The organism is Pseudomonas syringae group sp. 26L6 (assembly GCF_032587815.1).
Classification (GTDB): domain Bacteria; phylum Pseudomonadota; class Gammaproteobacteria; order Pseudomonadales; family Pseudomonadaceae; genus Aquipseudomonas; species Aquipseudomonas amygdali.
In genome coordinates, this window is the sequence record NZ_JAWHPJ010000005.1 from 1 (window position 1) to 25,532 (window position 25,532).

At 58.8% G+C, this 25,532-nt stretch carries 13 protein-coding genes; 7 read left to right on the top strand and 6 right to left on the bottom strand.

All coding sequences use genetic code 11. The features are described 5' to 3' along the window. Positions 1 to 698: 698 nt before the first annotated feature. Positions 699 to 1,244 (top strand): Bro-N domain-containing protein, encoded by a 546-nt coding sequence (locus RYA97_RS02520; protein ID WP_117140196.1) that lies wholly within the window; start codon positions 699 to 701, stop codon positions 1,242 to 1,244. 75 nt (positions 1,245 to 1,319) lie between these two features. Continuing rightward, positions 1,320 to 2,054, top strand: a complete 735-nt coding sequence (locus tag RYA97_RS02525) for an SDR family NAD(P)-dependent oxidoreductase (protein ID WP_010217371.1) — start codon at positions 1,320 to 1,322, stop codon at positions 2,052 to 2,054. Between the two features lies 1 nt (position 2,055). On the opposite strand, the gene RYA97_RS02530 is transcribed toward RYA97_RS02525, so the two are convergent. Further along, on the bottom strand, positions 2,056 to 2,934 hold the full coding sequence (locus tag RYA97_RS02530) for a carboxylate/amino acid/amine transporter (RefSeq protein ID WP_005779368.1): 879 nt from the start codon (positions 2,932 to 2,934) through the stop codon (positions 2,056 to 2,058). Between the two features lie 265 nt (positions 2,935 to 3,199). Here RYA97_RS02530 and RYA97_RS02535 point away from each other — a divergent pair, with 265 nt between their 5' ends. Next, positions 3,200 to 8,032 (top strand): M10 family metallopeptidase C-terminal domain-containing protein, encoded by a 4,833-nt coding sequence (locus RYA97_RS02535; RefSeq protein ID WP_117140194.1) that lies wholly within the window; start codon positions 3,200 to 3,202, stop codon positions 8,030 to 8,032. Between the two features lie 278 nt (positions 8,033 to 8,310). Here the strand turns inward: RYA97_RS02535 and RYA97_RS02540 are convergent, their stop codons facing one another. After that, positions 8,311 to 8,625 carry a hypothetical protein gene (locus tag RYA97_RS02540; protein ID WP_002554784.1) on the bottom strand — a complete coding sequence of 105 codons (315 nt, stop codon included), beginning with the start codon at positions 8,623 to 8,625 and terminating at the stop codon, positions 8,311 to 8,313. A gap of 67 nt (positions 8,626 to 8,692) precedes the next feature. Between RYA97_RS02540 and RYA97_RS02545 the strand changes: the two genes are divergently transcribed. The 4 genes from RYA97_RS02545 (at position 8,693) to RYA97_RS02560 (ending at position 13,055) form a co-directional block, all read left to right on the top strand. Continuing rightward, positions 8,693 to 9,616 (top strand): LysR family transcriptional regulator, encoded by a 924-nt coding sequence (locus tag RYA97_RS02545; protein ID WP_002554785.1) that lies wholly within the window; start codon positions 8,693 to 8,695, stop codon positions 9,614 to 9,616. Positions 9,617 to 9,629: 13 nt separating this feature from the next. After that, positions 9,630 to 10,418, top strand: coding sequence for an alpha/beta fold hydrolase (locus tag RYA97_RS02550; RefSeq protein ID WP_117140193.1), 789 nt, complete (start codon positions 9,630 to 9,632; stop codon positions 10,416 to 10,418). A gap of 138 nt (positions 10,419 to 10,556) precedes the next feature. Next, on the top strand, positions 10,557 to 11,120 hold the full coding sequence (locus tag RYA97_RS02555; protein WP_016982514.1) for a peptidylprolyl isomerase A: 564 nt from the start codon (positions 10,557 to 10,559) through the stop codon (positions 11,118 to 11,120). A gap of 102 nt (positions 11,121 to 11,222) precedes the next feature. Then, positions 11,223 to 13,055 carry an ABC transporter ATP-binding protein gene (locus tag RYA97_RS02560; protein ID WP_005732280.1) on the top strand — a complete coding sequence of 611 codons (1,833 nt, stop codon included), beginning with the start codon at positions 11,223 to 11,225 and terminating at the stop codon, positions 13,053 to 13,055. Between the two features lie 271 nt (positions 13,056 to 13,326). On the opposite strand, the gene RYA97_RS02565 is transcribed toward RYA97_RS02560, so the two are convergent. The 4 genes from RYA97_RS02565 to hrpA all read right to left on the bottom strand — a co-directional run bounded on the left by RYA97_RS02565 (position 13,327) and on the right by hrpA (position 24,782). Further along, positions 13,327 to 14,454 carry a GNAT family N-acetyltransferase gene (locus RYA97_RS02565; protein WP_005743250.1) on the bottom strand — a complete coding sequence of 376 codons (1,128 nt, stop codon included), beginning with the start codon at positions 14,452 to 14,454 and terminating at the stop codon, positions 13,327 to 13,329. Positions 14,455 to 14,494: 40 nt separating this feature from the next. Beyond that, complete coding sequence (locus RYA97_RS02570; protein WP_117140192.1) at positions 14,495 to 19,387, bottom strand: NEL-type E3 ubiquitin ligase domain-containing protein; 4,893 nt, start codon at positions 19,385 to 19,387, stop codon at positions 14,495 to 14,497. Between the two features lie 120 nt (positions 19,388 to 19,507). Next, positions 19,508 to 20,629, bottom strand: coding sequence for a beta-ketoacyl-ACP synthase III (locus RYA97_RS02575; RefSeq protein WP_004657547.1), 1,122 nt, complete (start codon positions 20,627 to 20,629; stop codon positions 19,508 to 19,510). A gap of 241 nt (positions 20,630 to 20,870) precedes the next feature. Then, positions 20,871 to 24,782 (bottom strand): ATP-dependent RNA helicase HrpA, encoded by a 3,912-nt coding sequence (gene hrpA / locus RYA97_RS02580; RefSeq protein ID WP_054077974.1) that lies wholly within the window; start codon positions 24,780 to 24,782, stop codon positions 20,871 to 20,873. Between the last annotated feature and the right edge of the window lie 750 nt (positions 24,783 to 25,532).

Consider the following 25,532-nt stretch of genomic DNA (forward strand, 5'->3'; position numbering starts at 1 on the left):
CGACGCCTGCTGCAAGTCCTGCCAGAAGAGCCACGCCGAACCCGCACGTGAAGGTCGCGATCGCCACCGTCGCGATGAGCGCAATACCGAGCACAGCTCCGATCAGGAAGCCTCCCAGGGCGCTGGAGTGTGATATTTCGTCACCGAAGCGTGCTGCTTCAAACATCGCGCCTACTCCCGCCAGGCCGGAGCAGAAGAAACAATGAGGCAGCCCGATGCGCTGATGATGTATTGCGGCGTTTGATAGTCCATGTACGTTGTCTGTCCTTGAACTCTATCGGTCTACGGTCGGTCAGCGTCAGGCCAACTTCATCTACTGCGACATACTTTACGCGACTGACCCACTGGATTTCTGCGACACAGTTCGAAAAAGATACAACAATCGCATCGTGCCTACTCAAAAAAATGCCGTTTCCTACGCTTCAACCCCACACCCTTGCCACCCTACCCTCACCACGCTAACCTGCCCGCCGCTCGCTGCAAAATCAGCGGCCGGATTTAGCGATCCGTTCTATCCAGGCGTGTCAGCGCCCCACCCACTGCTTCGAGCCAGACTTGAGGCACGTGCTATGGCGGCTGTACGTCGGAGACCTTCGGGTCTGCCGGTTTCCTGGATACCGGTTCGCTAACCTTCGTACAGCTGCCACCCATTCGTTTAGCGACGTCTTGTGGCAGTCTCATATCCAGGAGCTGCACCCATGTTCAACGTAACCCCCTGTACGCCACGAACACCCCACTTCGAAGCCACCCTATTCCTCCGTCACAGCCGCATGCTGCGCGCCATTTTTACCGACGCCCAGGCATGGTTTTGCCTCGCAGACCTCGCCCGTCTGATGGGCAAGGCGCTGGACGAGCGTGCCACGCTCAAGCTTGATGCCGATCAGCGTCGCGAGGTCTGGTTGCAGGCCAATGGCGAATGCCGGCGGCAACTGATGATCAGCGAATCCGGCGTGCTGGCGTTGCTGGTTCATCATTACGTGCCGGAAAACCGCGCGTTGCGTCAGTGGCTGACGCATGAGGTGCTGACCGTGCTGCATGATCAGCAGAACGTGACGCTGGATAACCCCAGAATGAGTCAATTGCAGTGGCCGGGCACCTCGCTGAGCGTGCTGCACTGGCGCAGTGAAACCTGGGTTCGCTTACGGGACATGCCGAATGTGGTGACCGAGGCAGCACCCCAGCCGAAGCGGGCAATATGGCGCAGGGTCTTGAGGCGGATTAACCGCATACGTTCTGCGGCCTGACACCGGACAAACAGCGTTGACACCCCGTCCGCCAAAAAACATGATGCATCCACCCTCAAAAACCGGAACGCACTCATGGGCGACAAGAAAAAGCTGTTGCTGACTGGCGCAAGCCGGGGGATCGGTCATGCCACGGTCAAGCATTTCAATGCCGCAGGCTGGGAAGTGTTCACGGCATCCAGGCAGAACTGGGTGGATGACTGTCCGTGGGCTGAAGGTCTGCTCAATCATATCCATCTGGACCTGGAAAATATCGACAGCGTCAGCGAGAGCATGGCGGCGATCAAGGACAAGCTCGGCGGGCGTCTGGATGCACTGGTGAACAATGCGGGAGTTTCGCCGAAGACTGCGGAAGGCGGACGCATGGGCGTTTTGGAGTCTGATTACAGCACCTGGATCAAGGTGTTCAACGTCAACCTGTTCTCCACAGCGCTGCTGGCTCGCGGGCTGTTTGACGAGTTGAAAGCGGCCAAGGGCAGCATTATCAATGTCACCTCGATTGCCGGCTCGAAGGTTCACCCGTTTGCCGGGGTCGCCTATGCCACGTCCAAGGCCGCGTTGTCGGCACTGACCCGGGAAATGGCTTTCGATTTCGGCCCGCACGGGATACGGGTCAACGCCATTGCGCCGGGCGAGATCGATACGTCGATTCTGTCACCCGGCACGGCGGAAATTGTCGAGCGGCTGGTGCCGATGCACCGGCTGGGCAAGCCCGAGGAAGTCGCTTCGCTGATCTACTTCCTGTGCACGGCTGGCGCGTCGTACGTGAACGGTGCGGAGATTCACGTCAACGGCGGCCAGCACGTCTGACTCAACGCGTGCCGGAAACGCTCTCCGGCACACGCCGCACGCCCAGGCGACTGATCCACACCGACGCCACGATCACCCCGCCACCAATCAGCAGGCGGGTGAAGTCTTCATGCTGGTTCCAGATCAGCAGATTGATCAGCAGTCCCAGCGGCACATGCAGGTTGTTCATGACTGCCAGTGTGCCGCCATTGACCATGCACGCGCCTTTATTCCACCAATACATGCCCAGCGCCGTCGAACACAGGCCGAGAAACAACAGTACGATCCATTGGGTCGGCGCTTCGGGCAGGTGTTGCGGGTTGCCGAACATCAGGAACGCGGGCAATACCACCGCCAGTGCGCCCAGGTAGAAATAGCCGAAACGTCGGTAATGCGGCAGATCGCTGGGGTGGCGTGCCACCAGATGTTTGTACAGCACCTGCCCGGCGGCGTAGGTGAAGTTGGCCAGTTGCAGTAGCAGGAAACCGCCGAGGAAGTCGCCGTCCAGACCGTCGTAACGAATCACGCCCGCACCCAGCACAGCGACCATCGCCGCCAGCAAGGCCCAAGGATTGAATCGCCGGTTCAGCGCGTCTTCGATCAGCGTCACGTGCAGTGGCGTGAGGATGGTAAACAGCAATACTTCGGGCACGGTCAGCACCCTGAAACTCAGGTACAGACAGACATACGTGACGCCAAATTGCAGCGCGCCGATCAGCAGCATGCCACGCATGAATCGCGGTTCGACCTGACGCCAGCGAGTAAGCGGGATGAATACCAGACCAGCGAGCACCACGCGGATCAGCACCGCGAAATAGCTGTCGACGTGCCCGGCCAGATAGACACCGATCAGGCTGAACGAAAACGCCTGAATCAGTGTGACGATAAGTAGATAACCCATGCCTGCCCCCATTTTTGAAGGGCGCGACCATAGCGGTTGCGTCACTCACTGTCCACTCGACGGCCGCCGCTTTTTGACGCCAACCTGTCGCCGCGCCCCGCGTTACCCGTCACAAATATGACAGTCGTATGTTTGACGCACATGTCGTCGGTTTCGCCGAAAATATAGCCTATATCACGCAACTTTTCCTTAATGGAGGGTCTTACTCCGGGGCGCTGCAATATTGACTTCATCACCTAAAATCCTCGTCGCCCGGAGTAACACCATGATATTCAACACAAAAGACTTTGGTGCAGTGGGCGACGGCGTTACGGACGATACAGCAGCCATTCAGGCCACTATTGATGCAGCTGCAGCGGCGGGCGGTGGAGAAGTTGTGCTGGCAGCCGGGACCTACATTGTGTCCGGTGGCGAGGAGCCTTCCGACGGCTGCCTGATGCTCAAAAGCAACGTGACCCTATCGGGCGCGGGCATGGGCGAGACAGTCATCAAGCTGGCGGATGGCTCGGACACCAAGGTCACCGGCATCGTGCGTTCCGCCTACGGCGAAGAAACCCACGACTTCGGCATGAAAAATCTGACACTGGACGGTAACCGGGACGCCACCACCGGCAAGGTGGACGGCTGGTTCAACGGCTACATTCCAGGTTCTGACGGCAAGGATTCGAACGTTACGCTCGACAGCGTCGAGATCAAGGACTGCTCGGGCTATGGCTTCGACCCGCACGAGCAGACCGTCAACATGGTGATCAAAAACAGCGTATCCCATGGCAACGGCCTGGACGGTTTCGTGGCCGATTACCTGAGCGACAGCGTGTTTGAAAATAACATTGCTTATAACAACGACCGTCACGGCTTCAACGTGGTGACCAGCACTCACGATTTCACCCTGAGCAACAACGTTGCCTACGGCAATGGCAGCACCGGCATCGTGGTGCAGCGCGGCAGTGAAAACATCCCCTCGCCTGCCAATATCACCATCACCGGCGGCGCGGTCTATGGCAACGGTGCTGAAGGCGTGCTGATCAAGCTGTCCAGTCAGGTCTCTGTCAGTGGCCTGGACATTCACGACAACGGCAGTGCCGGTGTGCGCATCTACGGCAGTTCCGGGGTGGATGTCTTTGATAACACCCTGAGCAACAACTCCCTCGGCGCCCCGGTGCCGGAGATTATCATTCAGTCTTATGACGACACTTCGGGCGTTTCCGGCAAGTATTTCAACGGCAGCGACAACCTGATCCGCGGCAACGTGATCACCGGCAGCGACAACTCCACCTACGGCGTTGCCGAGCGCAACGAAGATGGCACCGATCGCAACAGCATCGTGGGCAACACTATCAGCCACACCAGTAAAGGCCTGACGCTGGTTTATGGTGACGGCAGCTTTGCCGGTGATTCTTTTCCGCTGGTCACCGTACAGGGTACCGACGCCAACGATGCGATCACCGGTGGCGCAGCCAATGAAATGATTTTCGGGCTGGCTGGCAAGGACACGCTCAACGGCGCTGCGGGCGACGATATTCTGGTCGGCGGTGCGGGAGCCGACAAGCTCACCGGTGGCGCGGGTGCCGATACTTTTCGCTTCGATCAGTTGACCGACAGCTACCGTACAGCGACCACCAGTTCCACCGATCTGGTCACTGACTTCGACGTCAGCCAGGACCGCATCGACCTGTCAAACCTGGGCTTCAGCGGGCTGGGCAGCGGCAAGGGCGGCACGCTGAATATCAGCTATAACGCCACACTTGATCGCACTTACGTCAAATCACTCGACGCCGATGCCAGCGGCAACCGGTTCGAACTGGGCCTGAGCGGCAACCTGAAAGACACGCTCAATGCCAGCCATTTCATCTTCCAGCGGGTCATCGAAGGCACTGCGGGCGGCGATACGCTGACCGGCACTGACGGCAATGACGTGATCAACGGTAACGCCGGTACGGACCGTATCGATGGCGGCGCGGGCGCAGACACTATCACCGGTGGAGCCGATGCCGACACCCTGACCGGTGGAGCGGGCGCGGACCTGTTCATCTACAACTCGCGTCTGGACAGCTATCGCAATTACACCGCCAGCGGCACCAAGCAGAGCGACACGATCACCGACTTCAACCCGGCCGAAGACCGCATCGACCTGTCCAGCATAGGCCTGCGCGGCCTGGGCGATGGCAGCGCCAACACCATTTACCTGTCCGTCAATGCCGACGGCAGCAAGACCTACATCAAGACCGATGCGGTCGACAGCACAGGCAATCGCTTCGAGATTGCCTTGCAAGGCAATCTGGCCGACAAACTGAGCGCGTCCAACTTCATCTTCTCCACCGCAGCCGCCGCCAATCAGGCACCAGTGCTCAATACACCGCTGATGGATCAGAACGTTACCGAGTTGAAGGCGTTTTCCTACGCAGTACAACCGGGCAGTTTCAGTGATCCGGACAGCAACACGCTGACCTACAGCGCGACCCTGGCCGATAACAGCGCCCTGCCCGACTGGTTGAAGTTCGACAGCAAGACCCTGACCTTCAGCGGCACACCGGGCGGCACGGCATCCGGACTTTACTCGGTATTGCTGACCGCGAGCGACGCCACCGGCGCTTCGGTGGCCGACAGTTTTGCCATCAATGTGGGCAACGTGACGCCGGGGACCCTCACCGGCACCGAAAATGCGGAAGCGCTGTATGGCACCGAAGGTGACGACACCATTCTCGGGCTGGGTGGCGACGATACGCTGCGTGGCGATACCGGTGCCGACATCATCAACGGTGGCGCTGGCCGCGACGCATTGTACGGTGGAGACGGTGCCGACACGTTCGCCTACAGCACACTCACCGACAGCTACCGCGATTACGATGCTGGCGGGCTGACGGCCACCGACACAATCTATGACTTCACCCCCGGCCAGGACAAAATAGACGTCTCTGCTCTGGGTTTCCTGGGGCTGGGCAACGGTGAAGATCACACCTTGTACATGACCCTCAACGAAGCCGGCGACAAGACCTATGTCAAATCCGCCACGGCGGATGCCGACGGCAATCGCTTCGAAATCGCCCTGAGCGGCAACCTGATCGACACCCTGACCGATGCGGACTTCGTGTTCGGCCAGCGCGAGGCTCAGGAGATTCTCTATCTGCCGACGCTTGGCCAGTCCAACGCACGCCTGCTGCGTATGACCGAAGACGACAATCAGTCCGGCACCTCGGAAATGGTCAAGGACCTGGCCCGTTACACCGATTACGACGTGCGCAGCCAGTTCACCGACGCCAACGGTGATGGCATCGACCTTGCCGTAGGCGGCAGCACCGTGGTCGGCTATTCGACCGGCACGCAGGAAGAACAGCGTGTTTCGTGGTGGCTGGTGGATACCGATCAGCCAGGCCCTGCGCTGCTGCGTGCGACCGAACTTCTCAAGTCGCAACTGGCGTCGCTGACGGCTATCGATAAAGTGACCACCGGGATTATCTGGGGTCAGGGTGAAGAAGCCGCGCAGGAAATAGCCCGCGCCACGGACAAGCAGGCTGCAGCCGACCTCTACAAAGCCTCGACCCTGAAGGTGTTCGATTACCTGCACGCGCAGATAGGCGACTTCACCGTGTACATGGCCGAAACCGGCCACTATCAGACCGAGGCGGCCAAGGCACGTGGCTACACCGAAGAAAAGATCAACGCTATTGTCGAGGGTGCCGGATACGTCAGAAACGCTCAGGAAGCCATCGCCAATGAGCGTGCCGACGTCAAGCTGGCAGTTGACTACACCGACCTGCCGTTGCGTTACGAGGTCAACCCGCTGGTCTACCCCGATGACGTCTGGCACCTGCACGAAGAGTCCGCCGAAATCGTCGGTCAGCGCCTGGCCGACTTCATTGCCGATGACCTGGGTTTTCGTGGCGATGCCAGCGACAACAACGACCCGGCCGCCATTTTCGAGAGTGGCCAGAATGAAGGAGGCAACATCTTCGGCACCAGTGACGACGACACTTTGGTGGGCAGCGCCGGCAATGACGTGCTGGATGGCGATCAGGGCGCAGATGACATGACCGGCGGGGACGGCAACGACATCTATGTAGTCGATAACGCACTCGATACCGTCACCGAGAGCAATGATTCGCCTTCGCAGGTTGATACCGTGGTGTCTTCCGTCAGTTGGCAGTTGGGGGCGAACGTGGAAAACCTGCTGCTTACCGGCGTATCTGCCATCAACGGCACCGGCAATGCGCTGAAAAACGTTATCACCGGCAATGCCAGCAACAATGTTCTCGACGGCGCAGCGGGTGCCGACCTGCTGACCGGCGGCGACGGATCGGACAGTTATTACGTTGACGATGCAGCCGACCGAGTGGTCGAGACCAACGCAGATCAGCAGGTAGGCGGCATCGACACGGTGCTCAGTTCGCTGGCCAGCTACACGCTGGGGGCCAACCTGGAAAACATCGTCATCACCGGCACAGGGGCGGCGAACGCAACCGGCAACACCCTTGATAACCTGATCTACGCAGGCGCTGGCGACAACGTCATGGACGGTCGTGACGGCAATGACACGGTGTCTTATCTGTTTGCCACGGCAGGCGTTACGGTTGCGCTGAACACCAGCGCTCAACAGGCCACCGGCGGCTCCGGGTTGGACACGCTCAAGGGTACAGAGAACCTGACTGGCAGCCAGTTTGCCGACACGTTGACCGGCAACAAAAACGCCAACGTCCTGAACGGCGGCAGTGGCAATGACACCTTGTCCGGCGGCGCGGGTGACGACGTACTGATCGGCGGGTCAGGCGCTGATACGCTGATTGGCGGCACTGGTGCAGACCGTTACGTGTTCAACAACAGCAACGAGACAGGCCTGGGCGGCCTGCGCGACATCATCAACGGCTTCAAGGCAGCCGAAGGCGACAAGCTGGACTTCACAGGCTTCGATGCCCGACCGCTGACCGATACCCACGATGCGTTCGTGTTCATCGGCAACGCGGCGTTCAGCGCCAACAACACCGGCGAGCTTCGCTTTGCCGATGGGGTGCTGTACGGCAATCTCGATGACAACATCGGCGCGGACTTTGAAATCCAGCTGACTGGCGTGCAGAGTCTGCAAGCGGCCGATATCATCGTCTGATTGTGCTCAGCGTATTGCACAAGTCCTGAAAGCCCGGAACAAGGAGCTTTCAGGCTTCTGCCCCAAGGGCGTGGGAACGAAGCGGCGACGCTTCGCCTGATGCATTTTCGGCGATCATACCGGCCCTTTCGCGAACAAGTTCGCTCCCACAGTCTCCGGCCAGAATTGCGCATAACGCAACGCGGACCCCGTTATAAAATCGATTTATCGATTAAAAACTTCAAGCCCCTTGCCTAACCCATCCATAAATTTGTTTTATCCATAAGAGCGCTCTACTCTCAGGCTGGCTGGCAGGTGAGCCTGATTCGCAACTTGATGATGCTGCGATTGAACGTGGATGAAGCGTCGACACTCTGACCTGCGCCAACCTGCATACGCCGGGTTCGCGGCGCCTCTGGCCCGTTGACGAACACCACCGAACATTTGGCGTCTACATCCCCGTAGTTGCTGACGGTGATTGACCCGATGTTGTGATAAACGTCGTGCGTCACGTAATCGATCTTCACGCCCTGATACTGCTTTTCGACCTCGATGGGGTACGCAAAAGCCGTCACAGGCAACATGACCAGCAGTACACAGCACAGTCGATTCATTCGGCGATCTCCGAAGCGGGATTGTCAGAGTAGAACAAATAGCCAGCACATTAAGAGGAATTACAGCATGAAAGCGCCCCGCGTGACTCTCGACCAGTGGCGCACATTACAAGCCGTAGTCGACCACGGTGGCTTTGCTCAGGCCGCCGAGGCGCTGCACAGGTCGCAGTCATCGGTGAGTTACACCGTGGCGCGCATGCAGGAACAACTCGGCGTGCCGCTGTTACGCATTGACGGACGCAAGGCTGTGCTGACCGACGCCGGTGGCGTACTGCTGCGCCGTTCACGGCAACTGGTCAAACAGGCCAGCCAACTAGAAGACCTCGCCCACCATATGGAACAGGGCTGGGAAGCGGAAGTGCGGCTGGTGATTGATGCGGCCTATCCTTCGGCACGCCTGGTCAGGGCGTTGACCGCGTTCATGCCGCAAAGCCGCGGCTGCCGGGTGCGGTTGCGTGAAGAAGTGCTTTCGGGTGTCGAGGAGGTGTTGCTGGAAGGCGTCGCGGACCTGGCCATCAGCGGCTACAGCATTGCCGGGCATCTGGGCACCGAGATGAGCTCCGTCGAGTTCGTCGCCGTCGCTCATCCGGACCACGCCCTGCACCAGGCCAATCGCGAACTGACCTTTCAGGACCTGGAAAGTCAGTTACAGGTAGTGATTCGCGACTCAGGCAGACAGCAACCGCGGGATTTCGGTTGGCTGGGCGCGGAGCAGCGCTGGACGGTCGGCAGCCTCGGTACAGCCGCCACCTTCGTCAGCAATGGCCTGGGTTTCGCCTGGCTGCCTCGCCACATGATCGAGCGTGAACTGCGCGAGGGGCTGCTCAAGCCGCTGCGCCTGGACAAGGGCGGCAGCCGCAACCCGACCTTCTATCTTTACTCCAGCAAGGACAGGTCGCTGGGCCCGGCCACGCAGATTCTCATCGATCTGATCCGCACGTTCGACACCGCACCACTGACCACGGCACTCACTGCTCCCCAACACGCCTGACAGGAGTAGGCACATGGCTTTTTTCGAACACGACGACTGTTCGCTGCACTATGAAGAGTATGGTCTGGGCGACCCCGTCCTGTTGTTACATGGCCTGGGTTCCAGCTGTCAGGACTGGGAATATCAGATCCCGGCACTGGCCAGTCAATACCGCGTCATCGTCATGGACATGCGTGGCCATGGTCGCTCGGACAAACCCTACGGGCGCTACAGTATTCAGGCCATGAGCAATGACGTGAAAGCGCTGATCGAACACCTTCGTCTGGGTCCGGTACACCTGATCGGCCTGTCGATGGGCGGGATGATCGGCTTCCAGCTGGCAGTCGATCAACCGCACCTGCTCAAGAGCCTGTGCATCGTCAACAGCGCGCCACAGGTCAAGGTCAAAAGCGCAGGCGACCTTTGGCAATTGGCCAGGCGCTGGACCCTGTCACGCATCGTCAGCATGCAGGCCCTGGGCGAGGCGCTGGGCAAGCTGTTGTTTCCAAAGCCGGAGCAGGCCGACCTGCGGCGCAAGATGGCCGAGCGTTGGGGCAAGAATGACAAGCGCGCCTATCTGGCCAGTTTCGATGCCATTGTCGGCTGGGGCGTGGAAAACAAACTGGGGCGCATTACCTGCCCGACGCTGATCATCGCAGCCGAACACGATTACACACCGGTCTCGCTCAAGGAGGCTTACGTCAAACGCCTGCCCAATGCGCGGCTGGTGGTCATCAACGACTCCCGGCATGCCACTCCGCTGGACCAGCCCGAGCAATTCAATCGCACGCTGCTGGAATTCATGGCCAGCATCGGAGTCTGAAAACCTTGTGCAGCCCATAGGTGCGCTGGCTTATGGCATGAAGCCGCGCAAACCCTCTAACACGCTGGGCAAAGAACGCCAAACGTGGTTACCTTGCCGGCCACAGTCGATATCTCTTACCGAAGGACCTGTTGCCACATGCTGAAAAAAATCGCCCTCACCGCCTGCTCCGTATTGTTCGCCGCCAACCTGATGGCTGCCCCGGATAAAGCCACGCACGTGGTACTCGATACCAGCTTCGGCCAGATTGAAATCGAACTCGCAGACACCAAGGCACCGGTCAGCACCCAGAACTTTCTGGGTTACGTCGACAGCGGCTTCTACAGCAACACCATTTTTCACCGTGTGATTCCGGGCTTCATGGTGCAAGGTGGCGGTTTCACCCAGCAACTGGTTCAGAAGCCGACCAAGGACCCGATCAAGAACGAAGCACAGAACGGTTTGCACAACGTGCGTGGCACCATTGCCATGGCCCGCACTTCGGACGTTAACTCGGCTACCAGTCAATTCTTCATCAACACCAACGACAATGCCATGCTCGACAACGGCACACGTGACTTCGGTTACGCGGTTTTCGGTAAAGTCGTCAAGGGTATGGACGTGGTCGACAACATCGTCAACGCCCGCACCACTACAACGAAAGGCATGCAAAACGTGCCAATCGACCCGATCCTGATCAAGTCCGCCAAACGCGTCGACTAAGCAGGAAACCTGCACCGCATAAAGCCTCCGGGCTTTGTGCGGGCTGGACGGGAGAGCCTCCACTTATCAAGGAGAACCCACGTCGCGTGGGTGTGATAGCCAATGCTTTATCGTCGTTTTGAAAAACTGATCGATATCTTCAAAGACGCCCCTACCCCTGCCCCTCCCAACACCGTCTTCGCGTTTTACATGTATTACCTGCGTCAGGTATGGCCGACGTTTCTCGCGCTTCTGGTCGTGGGACTGATCGGGGCGCTGATCGAGGTGTCGCTGTTCAACTACCTGAGCCGCATTATCGACCTGGCGCAAACCACGCCGCCCAAGGATTTTTTCAGCGTTCATGGCCCGGAACTGATCTGGATGGTGGTGGTGGCCCTGCTGCTGCGCCCGATCTTCGTCGGCCTGCACGACCTGCTGGTGCATCAGACCATCAGCCCCGGCATGACCAACCTGATTCGTTGGCAAAACCACAGCTACGTGCTCAAACAGAGCGTCAACTTCTTCCAGAACGATTTCGCCGGGCGTATCGCCCAGCGCATCATGCAGACCGGCAACTCGCTGCGCGACTCGGCGGTGCAATCGGTGGATGCGCTGTGGCATGTACTGATCTACGCGATCAGCGCCATGGTGCTGTTCGCCGAGGCTGACTGGCGCCTGATGATCCCGCTGGGCACCTGGATCGTGGCGTTCATACTCTCGCTGATGTACTTCGTCCCCAGGGTCAAGCAACGCTCGGTGGAGTCGTCCGATGCGCGCTCCAGGCTCATGGGCCGGATAGTCGACGGCTACACCAACATCACCACCCTGAAACTGTTCGCGCACACCAATCATGAGCAGCAATATGCGCGTGAAGCGATGCGTGACCAGACCGAGAAAAGCCAGCTGGCTGGCCGTGTCGTCACATCGATGGACACCACCATCACCACCATGAACGGCGTGCTGATTGTCACCACTACCGGGCTTGCCCTGTGGTTGTGGACCCAGTCGATGATCTCGGTGGGGGCCATCGCGCTGGCCACAGGCCTGGTGATTCGTATCGTCAACATGTCCGGCTGGATCATGTGGGTGGTCAATGGCATTTTCGAGAACATCGGCACCGTGCAGGACGGCCTGGAGAGCATCTCGCAGCCTGTCACGGTGAATGACCAGCCCGGCGCGCTGCCGCTGAAGATCGAAAACGGCGGCGTCCGGTTCGATGGCGTTGATTTCCATTACGGCAATGGCAACGGGATCATTCACAACCTCAACCTGGACATCAAACCGGGCGAGAAAATCGGTTTGATCGGGCCTTCAGGCGCCGGCAAGTCGACGCTGGTGAACCTGCTGCTGCGCATGTATGACGTTCAAGGCGGCAGGATCCTGATCGACGGTCAGGATATTTCCGAGATTACCCAGGAAAGCCTGCGTGCGCAGATCGGCATGATCACCCAGGACACGTCGCTGCTGCACCGTTCCATTCGCGAAAACCTGCTGTATGGCAATCCTGACGCCACTGACGAACAGCTCTGGGAATCGATCCGCAAGGCCCGTGCCGAAGAGTTCATCCCGCAGTTGTCGGATTCCGAAGGCCGCACCGGTTTTGATGCCCATGTGGGAGAGCGCGGCGTCAAGCTGTCCGGCGGTCAGCGCCAGCGAATCGCGATCACCCGTGTGCTGCTCAAGGACGCACCGATCCTGATCATGGATGAAGCCACCTCGGCACTTGATTCGGAAGTTGAAGCAGCGATTCAGGAAAGCCTGGAAACCTTGATGCAAGGCAAGACCGTCATCGCCATTGCCCACCGCCTGTCGACCATCGCCCGTATGGATCGCTTGGTGGTACTGGAAAAAGGCCAGATCGCCGAAACCGGCACCCACGCCGAACTGCTGGCCCGCGGCGGGCTGTATGCGCGGTTGTGGCAGCATCAGACGGGTGGGTTTGTGGGGGTGGATTGAGGATGGGGAGATTGCTGGCCTCTTCGCGAGCAAGCTCGCTCCCACAGGATCTTCAGAGGCCAGTGATCTATCCGCTGCCATGTATACCCATGACTATCGTGCCAATGCTCCGCGTTGGCATGCATTTCGTGACGCTCCGCGTCACAAGTCTGCGCCGCTCCGCACAATCAAGAGCGGACGCAGAGCGTCCAGAACTGCACTCCCACGTGGAGCGTGAGGAACGAGATTCAAGTCTCGTGCCGATGCTCCACGCGGGAAGGCATATCCCCCGCTAGTCCGTCTGCCGATACGGCAACGCACTCCTCGCCTCATCGGCATACGCCAGTACGCCGACGCGTTCCTGCTCGAGAAACTCACTGACCGCGTCTTTCAACCCTGGGTGCATCAGGTAATGCCATGACCGGGTGATCTGCGGTTCGAAGCCACGAATCAATTTATGCTCACCTTGAGCGCCGGCATCGAATCGTTGCAGACCATGGGCGATGGCGTAGTCCATGCCCTGATAGAAACAGGTCTCGAAGTGCAGTCGGTCAAACTCGGCCAGGCAACCCCAGTAGCGCCCGTAGAAACTATCGTCACCGATCAGGCTGAAAGCCATCGCCACAGGCCGTGAGCCCTGCAAGGCGATGACCACGCGGATCGATTCGGGCATACGCTCGGCCAGCAGACTGAAAAATTCGCGTGTCAGGTATGGCGCCTGCCCGCGAATTTCGTAGGTATTGGAATAGCAGGCGTAGACAAAGTCCCACAGCACTTCGCTCATCTGCGCGCCTTCGAGCCATTCAAACTCGATGCCCTGCCCCGCCACCTGTTCACGCTCCTTGCGCATCTGCTTGCGCTTGCGCGAACTCAATGCGTCCAGAAAGTCCTGAAAGTCGCGGTAACCCCGGTTATGCCAATGAAACTGACAACCAAAGCGCTGCAGCCAGCCCGGTTGCGATTCAAGCAAGGCATCGGCAGCCGGGTCGGTGAAATTCACATGGGCGCTCGACAGCCCCTCGCTCTGCAGATAGGCCGGCAGCTCGCTGAGCAACTCCATGCCGCCTTGAGGCGTTGCCGACAGGATGCGTGAGCCGCCAACCGGGCTGAACGGCACCGCGACCAACAGTTTGGGGTAATAGGCGATTCCGGCGCGACGGCAGGCGTCTGCCCAGGCGTGATCGAACACATATTCGCCGTACGAGTGCCACTTCCGGTAGGCCGGCAATGCCGCAACCAGTTGATCGTTTTCGTAGTGCAGCACATGTTCGGCACGCCAACCGGAGCGTGGCCCGAGGCTGCCGCTGTCTTCCAGCGCGCTGAGAAAGGCATGCCGCAGGAACGGCTGATTGCCCGGCACCAGTGCGTCCCATTGAGCAGGCGCAACGGTGCTTAGGTTGTCGATAACGTGAACGGGCATGCAGATTCCCCGGATTGTCAGGCGTTATGGAGAGTATCCCTTATTGATGCCCTGCGTTCACAGCGTCCGAGAGCTGTATGGAAAGTTTGACCGCACACGCCTTGATCGCACGCATGCGTTCCTTGGTGATTTGTTTTACCCGGTCAAGGTATTGTTGATCGGATTGCATGTCCGGCGACAGCTCATCCAGAACGGCGAGACGCTCAGCAAAAGGGCGCTTTACCGGCTCAAACTCGTGGGCGTAGCGGATTTCCAGATAATCCATCCAGAACTCCCTGGCAATCAGTGATTCGAAAAACGCAGGAGTACTTTCACGCGCAATTATCTCGCGGTAGGCGGAATCCAGATCGGCGTCACTCCCCCCCGCCAGAGTCCTGAAAAGCATGGATCTGGACCGGCTGGCCAATCCAAGCCGTACCTGCAAACCCGTTCGATAGGCCAGTCGTACTTCGGCTTCATCTACCGTTTTATTGCTTGTCATCCGAAGAGCAATATCGCGACGGGCAATTTTTTCCACCTCATCGAGACGGTCGAGACTGCGGGTCATCTTGAACAGCTCCAGTGGCCGTGCGGCTTCCGGCGTGGATGACGTAATCGCGAACACCCCAACGCGAACTTCCATGTCCCCGAATACTAACGCCAGACCATCGCCACAGGTTTGAGGATGGGCGGCAAGATCAAACAATTGCCGACGCAGCTCCCCATTTTCAGCAGCCGCTTCCATCATCGTCCAGACCCGTGTCGTGAGCGCTTTACGATCGTTGAAAAAGTCTGCTGAAGTGGTCAGGTCGCTCAGTACCTGAAAAAAATCCGTAGAACCGGAACAGTCCTGCACGTTATGCCAAAGCTCTGTCCGTGCAGCCAGTTGCTCACCACTCGCACTGCCAAGCCAGGTCTTAAGGGCAGGCGTTTCCTGATGCAACAAGCGGTTATGGCTGATACCCAAACGGGACTGATACCGTTGCTCACGCAGCACTCTGATCCGTTCATGCGTCTGCACACTCAGCGGATTACCATTCAAATGTATATTCAGACGATTATCGCTGAGGGAGCGATCAATAAGGGCGAGCGCCTGGGTGGTTATGTCCGAGATATGGTTGTCACGAAGGTCGAGAAGCATCAGATCAGAACTGCGCCAGTTCCACTCTGGCACCCTTTCAATACCTGTAGAACGTAAAAAAAGCATGCGCAGTGCGTTGAGCGGACTCAGCCGCGTGCTCCGCCCAAGCGAGCAAAAACTGAGGTCCAGAACTTCCAGTCGGCTCAGATTGCGCAAACCGGCGTTGCACTGGTCGGTCCAGACCAGCGGGTTGTGTCTGAGTGACAACTCTCTGAGTCGAGTCATCCGCCCTATCGACTCTGGCAGGGATTGCAGCGCATTGAAATCCAGGCTCAATGAATGCAGGTTGCTGAAATGCTTAAGTAATACATCAGCCTGTAAATGGGTAAGCCGCATGTTTCGAGCGTTTAAAACCGCCACATGACTGAAGTCAGCCAATACCTCCGGCATGTTTCCTATCCGTAGACCCTCCAGATCAAGCGAATACCCCAAAAACTCACCCTGATAGTTTCTGCAGTGAGCGCTCAGGCGCCTCCAGCAATTGCGAATTCGCAACGTCGCGATTGCCCTCGGTCTAAGCAGTGACGAGGGCTCAGCTTGCAGTACCCAATTGTCCAGGCCGGTTTGCAAAGTGCTCAGTTCCTGAGCGAGGCCTTGCAGCCTTTGTCGAACAAAGTTCGTCAATTGCGAGGCAGAACCTGTGTGCTCTGCACGCAGAGCCTGAAGAAACGTCGTAACCTGCTCCTCGGAAAAATCCGGATACAGGCTTTTTACCGCAAGCTCTGGCGAGTGGCTGGGCGCACCAATCCCAAGCCTGCGGAAGAGGCCACGCAAACGTCCGCTCAGGGGGTAACCCACACGGCCATCGTGCAGTCGTTGCGGCCATTTGATGCCAGGCTTGATCGGCTGCAACTGCAGGATTTCCGCTATCCGGTCGCGTCTGTCAGATGCGATACGACACAAAAGACTGCGCAGGTGCTGCTCATCCGCATTCACTGGCAATTCGATGTTGACTCGCACGTCATCAGGAAGCGCGTTCAGCAGAGCACTGAAAAAGCTCTGACCAGCCTCACCTATAGACTCACCCAACTGATTGAAGGGCTGAAATACCTCTTCGGTTCTGATCAGAACCCGATGCACGACAGTCGTCTGGTCACTTTCAAGGCTCGCGATCTCATCGCCCTCCAGCGTGTCTTTCAGCAGATCGATTGAAACGTCGCCACGCCAGCCCGGCGTGTACGGCAACATGCCAAGCCCAGTCGCACAGGTGTCCGGATTACCCGACGAGCGTCGGTAGAAGCCTTCGATGGCCCTGTTTATTCGCAGTTGCTGTTGATACTCACGAGCATGCTCGGCAAGCTCAAGAGGGATACGTTTTTCCGAGGTCATCCGTGCGGTGTCTGCATCGCTCGCCATCTCGATGAGTTCCAAAGCGATGCTGTCCGGCACACTGCTGAAATCGCGTTGAATCAGCTTGACCAGCGGCTCACTGCTGCGGTTGTGCAGTGCATAAACCTCGTCAAGCAACGGCCCCATGTGAAGTTGCGCACAGTCGGCCAGATAACGTTTGAAACCTTGAACCTGCGAAGTTTTATCTGCACCGCTGGTTCCCGTCAGATGACTGACTTCATCGGGTGTCAGCCATTCCAGCAATTGGCCGAGCGCCTGCGTGAGGTCTTCTGTCGCGCCCACGACACTGGATGAAAATGTCATATGCGCCCCCACGTTCCAGGCGTCCAGCATGGTTCCGTCTGCGTCTAACACTAACAACCCTCGGCTCTTGTGCCAGTGCGGCGACGACACCAGCAGCTTCATCCATGGCTCGATATGAGTGACAGGCACTGGCGAGGACTCTTCTGCCTTTAGGGCGTCTATGCAGGCTTGCAGGCCCCGCTCGATTTCCATGCGCTGGATGGCATCTCTCAGCAGAGCTGGAAGCGGATGACTTTCGACATGTATCTGACGCAACAACGCCTCGTTGCTGCCCGTAATGCTCAAGACCCGCGAGATCTCTTCTTCGGTGAACGCATCACACGTCACATTAAGCCGCCTGAACGCTGTGACTTCATCCCAGCCCATGGGGTTTTCCCACTCGTGACGCCAGGCACCGGCCCCGTTGTGCTCAAGCTTAGGCGAGTAGGCGTGCTGATCCTGTGGGTGCCTGATACGCCAGTTTTTTCCGGTTGCATCTGCTTCAACGCGGTACAGCTTGCCGTTCATTGGCAGCCACGTCTTGCTGTCGAATTCGTAAAGCCCCAGCGGGTTGGCACGCAAACCGTCAGGCACCGTAACCGTATCCGCATAACCGCCAACAGTCGGCTTTCCAAGACGAACCGATCCATCCACCCTCTTCTGCACCAGGCTTTCGATAAACATCGACGGTTCCAGCCGATCGAGCGCGCCAATGACACTGCCCACCACCACTGTCTGAGCGAGGTTTTCGGCGATGTTATAAACATGTTGCATGGCCTCTTCCACTTCCCCGTGCGTCCAGTCTTCGTAGGCAACGAACGCTTCGCGGACAATCTGATAGAGAGCAACCACGGCCATGACTTCACCCAGCACAGGCACAAAGAGCCCGGCCGCATTGAGTATGTCCATGCCACTGTTTTTCAGGTTGTCGAGCAGCGCATCCCTGGCTAGCTGATCAGCCTGCGCAGACGGCACCGCTATGGCCCGTGAATCAGCGTAGGTTTTGGCCAGCAGGTGGTCGTAAAGCAACTCGAACGGGGGCTTGGAAAATGGCTGCGCCTGCAACACCAGGTCGGCATTGACGTCCAGCGTGTGTTCCTGGACCGGGTAGAGCCGCGATTTCAGCTTCGCAAAAAACTCCGGACTTCGGCCAAGGCTGACGAAGCGGCTGAAATAGCGCCTGTAACTGTCACTGTCGAGCGCTGCCACGAGGCTGTCGTTGAAAGCCCGGAGTGAGGCGAACTGTTTGAGCGGGTGTGACGGCTCTGAAGGCATATAGACAAGACAAGGCCCACTGTCAGGGTCAGCAATATCCTGCTGAATCAGCAAAGCCCCGTGTAACAGGCAGCCCGAAAAAGCGTAGGTATCGAGCATATGCAACTGACAATAGCGCAACCCCCTGCCCCCCCATTGCGCATGGACGTCGGGCTTCACTACGCTCAACAGCATCTGGTAAGCGGCTTCGCTGATATCGCCCTTCATCATGGCAATGTGCGCAAGCACCTCGACAGCATCGCGCTCACCGTCGATAAAAACAGTGGCAACCGCTTTCGCGGCGCCTGGCGTGGAAGGTTTGAATACACTGTCCAGATGCGCCTGATACTGGCCACCAAGATCCAGTTCATGACAAAAATCAGCGAATTGCTCAAGGTCGATATCAAGACGGTCCTTGTATTCCACCTTGTACCTGCGCTGAGCACTGTCGATAAGCCAGTAACGCAGGCCTCCAGTACGAAGTATTGCCGAGTACGGATCGAAGCGGCTTCGGTTACTGGAGGCGAAGTTCTGCAAGGCGGCCTGCAACAGCGTCTGTTCAAGGGGATTCGGCTTCCAGGAACCGTCATAACGCCAGGTCATCAGTTGAAAGGCTTCGACATCCAAGGGACGTTCGAAGCGTTCGAAAAACGCTTGAGTCAGCAGAGGCGCTGCGAATGCTTGTGCTGATAAAAGACGATTGCGAACGGGCCCAAGCGCATGCGTGGAACGCAGGGTTTTCTGATGACTGGCGTGCAGTGCCTGGCGCAAGGTCGCCGGGGCGTTCAAATACCAGTCAGGCAGGCTGCCTCTGATGAATCCGGCATTTGGATGCTCAACGTCGAATGGCGCAGAGTCGAGTTGTCGTGAGGAAGGCAGGGAACCAGGCGAGGCTGGCGTTCCAGACGTGGTGTAGGCGGTAAACATGATCGATACCCGTGATGGCTTCGTAAAAAGCCAACACAATAAAGATCCGCCGGGGTGCAGGTGACATAACGGGATATGACAGGCAGCGTCTGATATCCAGACGCTGCCAATAAAGCGCAATCAGCGCTTGCGCAGAATCACGCTGCCAATCGAGTAACCGGCACCGAACGAGCTGAGCACGGCCAGCGCGCCCTCGGGCAAGTCATCCTGATAGGTATGAAACGCAATGACCGAGCCTGCCGAGCTGGTGTTGCCATAAGTGTCGAGAATCACCGGCGCTTCCTCTACGGTGGCATCACGACCCAGCAGCTTCTTGACGATCAACTGGTTCATGCTCAGGTTGGCCTGATGCAGCCAGAAGCGTTTGACGTCGGTGATGTTGATACCGTTGTCCTGCAAATGCGCCGCGACCAGCTCGGCCACCATCGGGCAGACCTCGCGGAACACCTTGCGGCCTTCCTGCACAAACAGCTTGTCGGGCGCATTCTGGCCCTCGTCCGAGGTACGGTTGAGGAAACCGAAATTGTTGCGGATGTTGTTGGAGAATTTGGTCAACAAACGAGTACTGACGATATCGAACTGGTAAGGCGAGGTGGCGAGATCCGCGCGCTCGACCACAACGGCTGTGGCCCCGTCGCCAAAAATGAAATGGCTGTCACGGTCACGGAAATTAAGGTGCGCGGTGCAGATTTCCGGACTGATCACCAGCAAGGCGCGGGCCTGCCCCAATTGCACGCTGTTGCAGGCTGCCTGGATACCGAAGGTGGCCGAAGAACAGGCCACGTTCATGTCGAAACCATAGCCCGCGACACCCAGCGCTTCCTGAATCTCGATGGAAATCGCCGGATAGGCGCGCTGCAAGTTGGAGCAGGCAACGATTACACCGTCGATATCGGCAGCGGTTTTGCCTGCACGTTGCAAAGCCTGTTCGGCCGCAGCAACCCCCATCTGGCAGAGAATCGACCGTTCATCATTGCCGCGCTCCGGCAGGTTGGGCTTCATGCGCTGCGGGTCGAGAATGCCTTGTTTATCCATGACAAAGCGGCTTTTGATGCCCGATGCTTTTTCGATGAACGCGGCGCTGGATTCACTGAGTGCTTCCACTTCACCACGTTCGATAGCCGCTGCGTTGTCGCTGTTGAACTGTGCGACATAGGCATTGAAAGACTGCACCAGCTCTTCGTTGGAGATGCTGTTGGCCGGGGTAAACAGGCCTGTGCCACTGATGACGACGTTGTGCACGGTCGTTCCTCTCTTATTGAGTTGCAGGTAAACACCTGCTCAGGCACGGTGTTCGGAGGCCCTCTGTTTTTGGGACCAACGTACCAGTGCGACTGTAAAAGCTGCCCGCAACAGAGAGCAGCATTTCATGACACGGTGAAGACAGGCGCGGAGTGTGCCACAGAGCCCGGTTTTGGCGCTATCGGGCCAATGAATATAGGCCTGATAGCGACAATTGACTGTGCTGAAGGCCGACGCAGGATCAGCCCTCCACCTGACTCCACTGCTTGCTCAACCGTTTGTCCGACACCGGCATTTTGGTGCCTAACTGCTGAGCGAACAGCGACACGCGGTATTCCTCCATCCACCAGCGATACAGCGCCAGTTCCGGGTCGCGCTTGCCTTCCTGGGCGTGCTTGTCGGCACGTGTCTGGTATTGCGTCCACAGGCCTGCCAGCTCGATGCTCCACACCCGGTCTTTCTGCACCTGACCTGGCAGTTTTTCCAGACGCATCTCGATAGCCTTCAGGTAGCGCGGCAGTTCCTTGAGCCACACCGCCGGGGTTTCACGCACGAAACCGGGGTACACCAGTTTGCTCAGTTGCGCCTTGATATCGTTGAGGGCAACCGCCTGAGACAGGTCAATCTTGCCTTTGAAGCGCTTTTGCAGTCCGTGCCACAGCTTGAGAATCTCCAGCGTCAGCTTCGCGAGCCGCTCGGCATGCTCGGTCCAGTCGGCGCGCTTGCGCTCAGCCAGCGACAACAGGCCGGCACCGTCGCGCGGCAACTCGGCTTCACCTTCCAGCACGCAACTGTCGAGGCTGGCCAGCAGGATGTCCTCTATCAACGCATCGATGCGGCCCAGCTCGCGGTGCAACAAGGCCAGCTCGGTCTGCCCCGGCAGTTTGTTACGCAGGAACTTCGCCGGTTCAGCCAGCTGTTGCAGCAGCAAACGCTGCAAAGCACGGCGATGCTGATATTCAGCTTCGGCCTGCGTGGAGAACCGGCCTTCCTTGACCGCTCCGCCCTCTTCGACCAACGCGGGATAAACCGTCATCGACAACCCGGCGATGTTCTGCTGAGTCTTTTGCGCCACCGCAGCAAAGGCCTTGGCCTGCACCGGCTGCTGGCTTTTCGCGGTTTGAGGTACGGCCAGTGCGGCCTGGCTCGCCTCGGCAAAGCGCGCCGTCAGCTCGGCCAGATCACGACCCTCACCGAGAAACTTGCCGCTGCCATCGACGATTTCCAGGTTCATCTTCAGGTGGCCTTCAAGCTGCTGCGCGGCTTCAGCCCAGCCCTCGTCGCTGACCCGCACGCCGGTCATGCGCAGAAGCTCACGCCCCAGCGCCTGGGGCAATGAGCCCTCGCCGAAGGTAATACGTTGCAACGCGGCCTTGATGAAATCCGGGACCGGCACGAAGTTCTTGCGCACCGCCTTGGGCAGGTTGCGCACCAGCGCAATGCTCTTGGTCTCGAGCAAGCCCGGCACCAGCCACTCCAGGCGCTCGGCAGGCAGCGACAGCAACAGGGGCGCAGGGACGCGCAAGGTCACGCCGTCACGTGGGTGGTTGGGCTCGAAGTGGTAACTCAGCGACAGACTGAGGTCGCCCAGGTGCAAGGTATCCGGATACTGCGCGGCGGTAACTTCACTGGCCTCGCGGGCCAGCACATCCTCTTCGCGCATGATCAGCAGTTGCGGGTTCTTCTGGCTTTCAGTCTTGTACCAGCTGTCGAACGTCGCCGTCTGATGAATCTCGGCCGGGATTCGCGCTTCATAGAAGCTGAACAAGGTGTCTTCGTCAGCCAGAATATCGCGACGTCGAGCCTTGGCCTCCAGCTCATCGAGCTGCTCCAGCAGGCGGGTATTGGCACTCAGGCATTTTGCCCGCGACAGGATGTCACCGCGCACCAGACCTTCGCGAATGAACAGCTCGCGCGACACCACCGGGTCAATCGGCCCGTAATGCACCGGACGGCGACCAACCACGATCAGGCCGAACAGCGTAATCTGCTCGAACGCTACGACCTGCCCGCGCTTCTTCTCCCAGTGCGGCTCGAAATGATTTTTCTTGATCAGGTGGCCAGCCAGCGGCTCGATCCAGTCCGAATCGATCTTGGCCACCATGCGCGCGTACAGCTTGGTGGTTTCCACCAGCTCAGCGGTCATCAACCACTGCGGGCGCTTCTTGCCGAGCCCGGAAGACGGGTGAATCCAGAAGCGCCGCTGCCGTGCGCCAAGGTAGTCACCCTCGTCGGCCTTTTGCCCGATCTGACTCAGCAGACCAGAAAGAATGGCCTTGTGGAATTTCGGGTAATCGGCCGGTTCCTTGTTGACCGTCAGTTGCAGATCGCGGCAGATCAGGCTCAGCTGTCGATGGGAATCACGCCACTCGCGCAGGCGCAGGTAATTCAGGAAATTACGCCGGCACCAGTTACGCAGCGGACTGGCCGTCAGGGTCTGGCGCTGCTCTTCAAAACCGCGCCACAGATTGACCAGCCCGGCGAAGTCCGAGTCGGCGTCTTTCCATTGCGCATGGGCCTGATCAGCCGCCTGCTGACGCTCGGGTGGACGCTCACGCACATCCTGCACGGACATGGCACTGGCCACGATCAAGACTTCCTGCAGGCTGCCCTGCTTCGCAGCTTCCAGAAGCATGCGACCCATGCGCGGGTCCACTGGCAGGCGCGCCAGTTGACGGCCCAGCGGGGTCAGCTGATTTTCCCGATTGACTGCCGACAGCTCCTGCAACAGGTTGAAACCGTCGCTGATCGCTTTGCCATCCGGCGGCTCGATGAACGGGAAATCGGTGATCTCGCCCAGACGCAGGTGCAGCATCTGCAGGATGACCGCTGCCAGGTTGGTGCGCAGTATCTCGGGGTCGGTGAATTCAGGTCGACCGTTGAAATCCTCTTCGCTGTACAGACGCACGCACAAACCGGGCTCGACACGCCCGCAACGGCCTTTGCGCTGGTTGGCGCTGGCCTGCGATACCGCCTCGATCGGCAGGCGCTGGACCTTGGCGCGATAGCTATAGCGGCTGATGCGCGCAGTACCGGTATCGATCACGTAGCGGATGCCCGGCACGGTCAGCGAGGTTTCGGCCACGTTGGTGGCCAGCACCACACGACGACCCGGATGGGACTGAAAGATACGCTGCTGTTCGGCAGGCGAAAGGCGTGCGTACAGCGGCAGAATTTCGGTGTGCCTGAGCTGCGCCTTGCGCAGTACCTCGGCGGCATCGCGAATCTCGCGTTCGCCGGGCAGAAACACCAGCACGTCGCCCGGGCTCTTGCGCTCGCTACGCTCAAAGGCCGCCAGCTCATCCAGCGTGGCCAGAATGGCCTGATCGACTGTCAGGTCTTCCTCGACGCTGTTGCCTTCCTCGTCCTGCTCGCTGGTCAGCGGGCGGTACCAGAGGTCGACAGGGAAGGTACGCCCGGACACTTCGATCACCGGAGCATCGTTGAAGTGCTCGGAAAAGCGCTGCAGGTCGATGGTCGCGGAGGTGATGATGACCTTCAGGTCCGGGCGACGTGGCAGCAGGGTTTTCAGGTAGCCGAGCAGGAAGTCGATGTTCAGACTGCGTTCATGAGCTTCGTCGACGATGATCGTGTCGTAGCGCTCAAGGAAGCGGTCATGCTGGGTTTCGGCCAGCAGAATACCGTCGGTCATCAGTTTGATCAGCGTGTTGCTGTCGCTCTGATCTTCAAAGCGCACCTGATAACCGACCAGCGCGCCCAGCGGTGTGCCCAGCTCATCGGCTACCCGGCTGGCCACGCTGCGTGCGGCGATCCGGCGCGGCTGGGTATGGCCGATCAGACCGTGCTGGCCGCGACCGATTTCCAGGCAGATTTTCGGCAATTGGGTGGTCTTGCCGGAGCCGGTTTCACCGGCAATGATCAGCACCTGATGCTTGAGCAAGGCCTCCTTGATCTCATCGCGTTTGGCGGCGATGGGCAGGTTGTCGTCATAACGGATCGTCGGCACGCTCTCACGCCGCGCCGTCACCTGCGCACAGGAGGCTTGAACCCGCGCTACCCACTGCGCCAGCTTCGCCTCGTCAGGCTTTTTGCGCAGGTCATGCAACTGACGGCGCAGGCGATGACGCTCGCTGATCATCGCTTGGTCGAGGTTTTTCAGAAGTTGGTCGATAGAGGGCGATTCGTCGGTCATCAGGCGCGCAGGGTCTTTTTTCAAATGGCAGGTGCGGATTGTCGCAGATTGTGGCGGGTCGTGACGAATGGCCTGAATGCCAGGCTATCCATCGCGGTCATGGTTTGCCGGCAGCACGGCTCAATTACAACAAAGTATGAGGTACGAAATACCGGACGCTCCGCGTCCTTTTTGCGACGCAGAGCGTCGAGACCTGCATTCCCACGCTGGAGCGTGCGGAACGATAATCTCAACTATCGTGCGGCACTCCGCGTCGCATGCCTTTCCGGACGCTCCGCGTCCTCATTGCGACGCAGAGCGTCGAGACCTGCATTCCCACGCTGGAGCGTGCGGAACGATAATCTCAACTATCGTACGGCGCTCCGCGTCGCATGCCTTTCCGGACGCTGCGCCAGAGCGTCGAGACCTGCATTCCCGCGCTGGAGCGTGCGGAACGATAATCTCAACTATCGTGCGGCGCTCCGCGTCGCATGCCTTTCCGGACGCTCCGCCAGAGCGTCGAGACCTGCATTCCCACGCTGGAGCGTGCGGAACGATAATCTCAACTATCGTGCGGCGCTCCGCGTCGCATGCCTTTCCGGACGCTGCGCCAGAGCGTCGAGACCTGCATTCCCACGCTGGAGCGTGCGGAACGATAATCTCAACTATCGTACGGCGCTCCGCGTCGCATGCCTTTCCGGACGCTGCGCCAGAGCGTCGAGACCTGCATTCCCACGCTGGAGCGTGCGGAACGATAATCTCAACTATCGA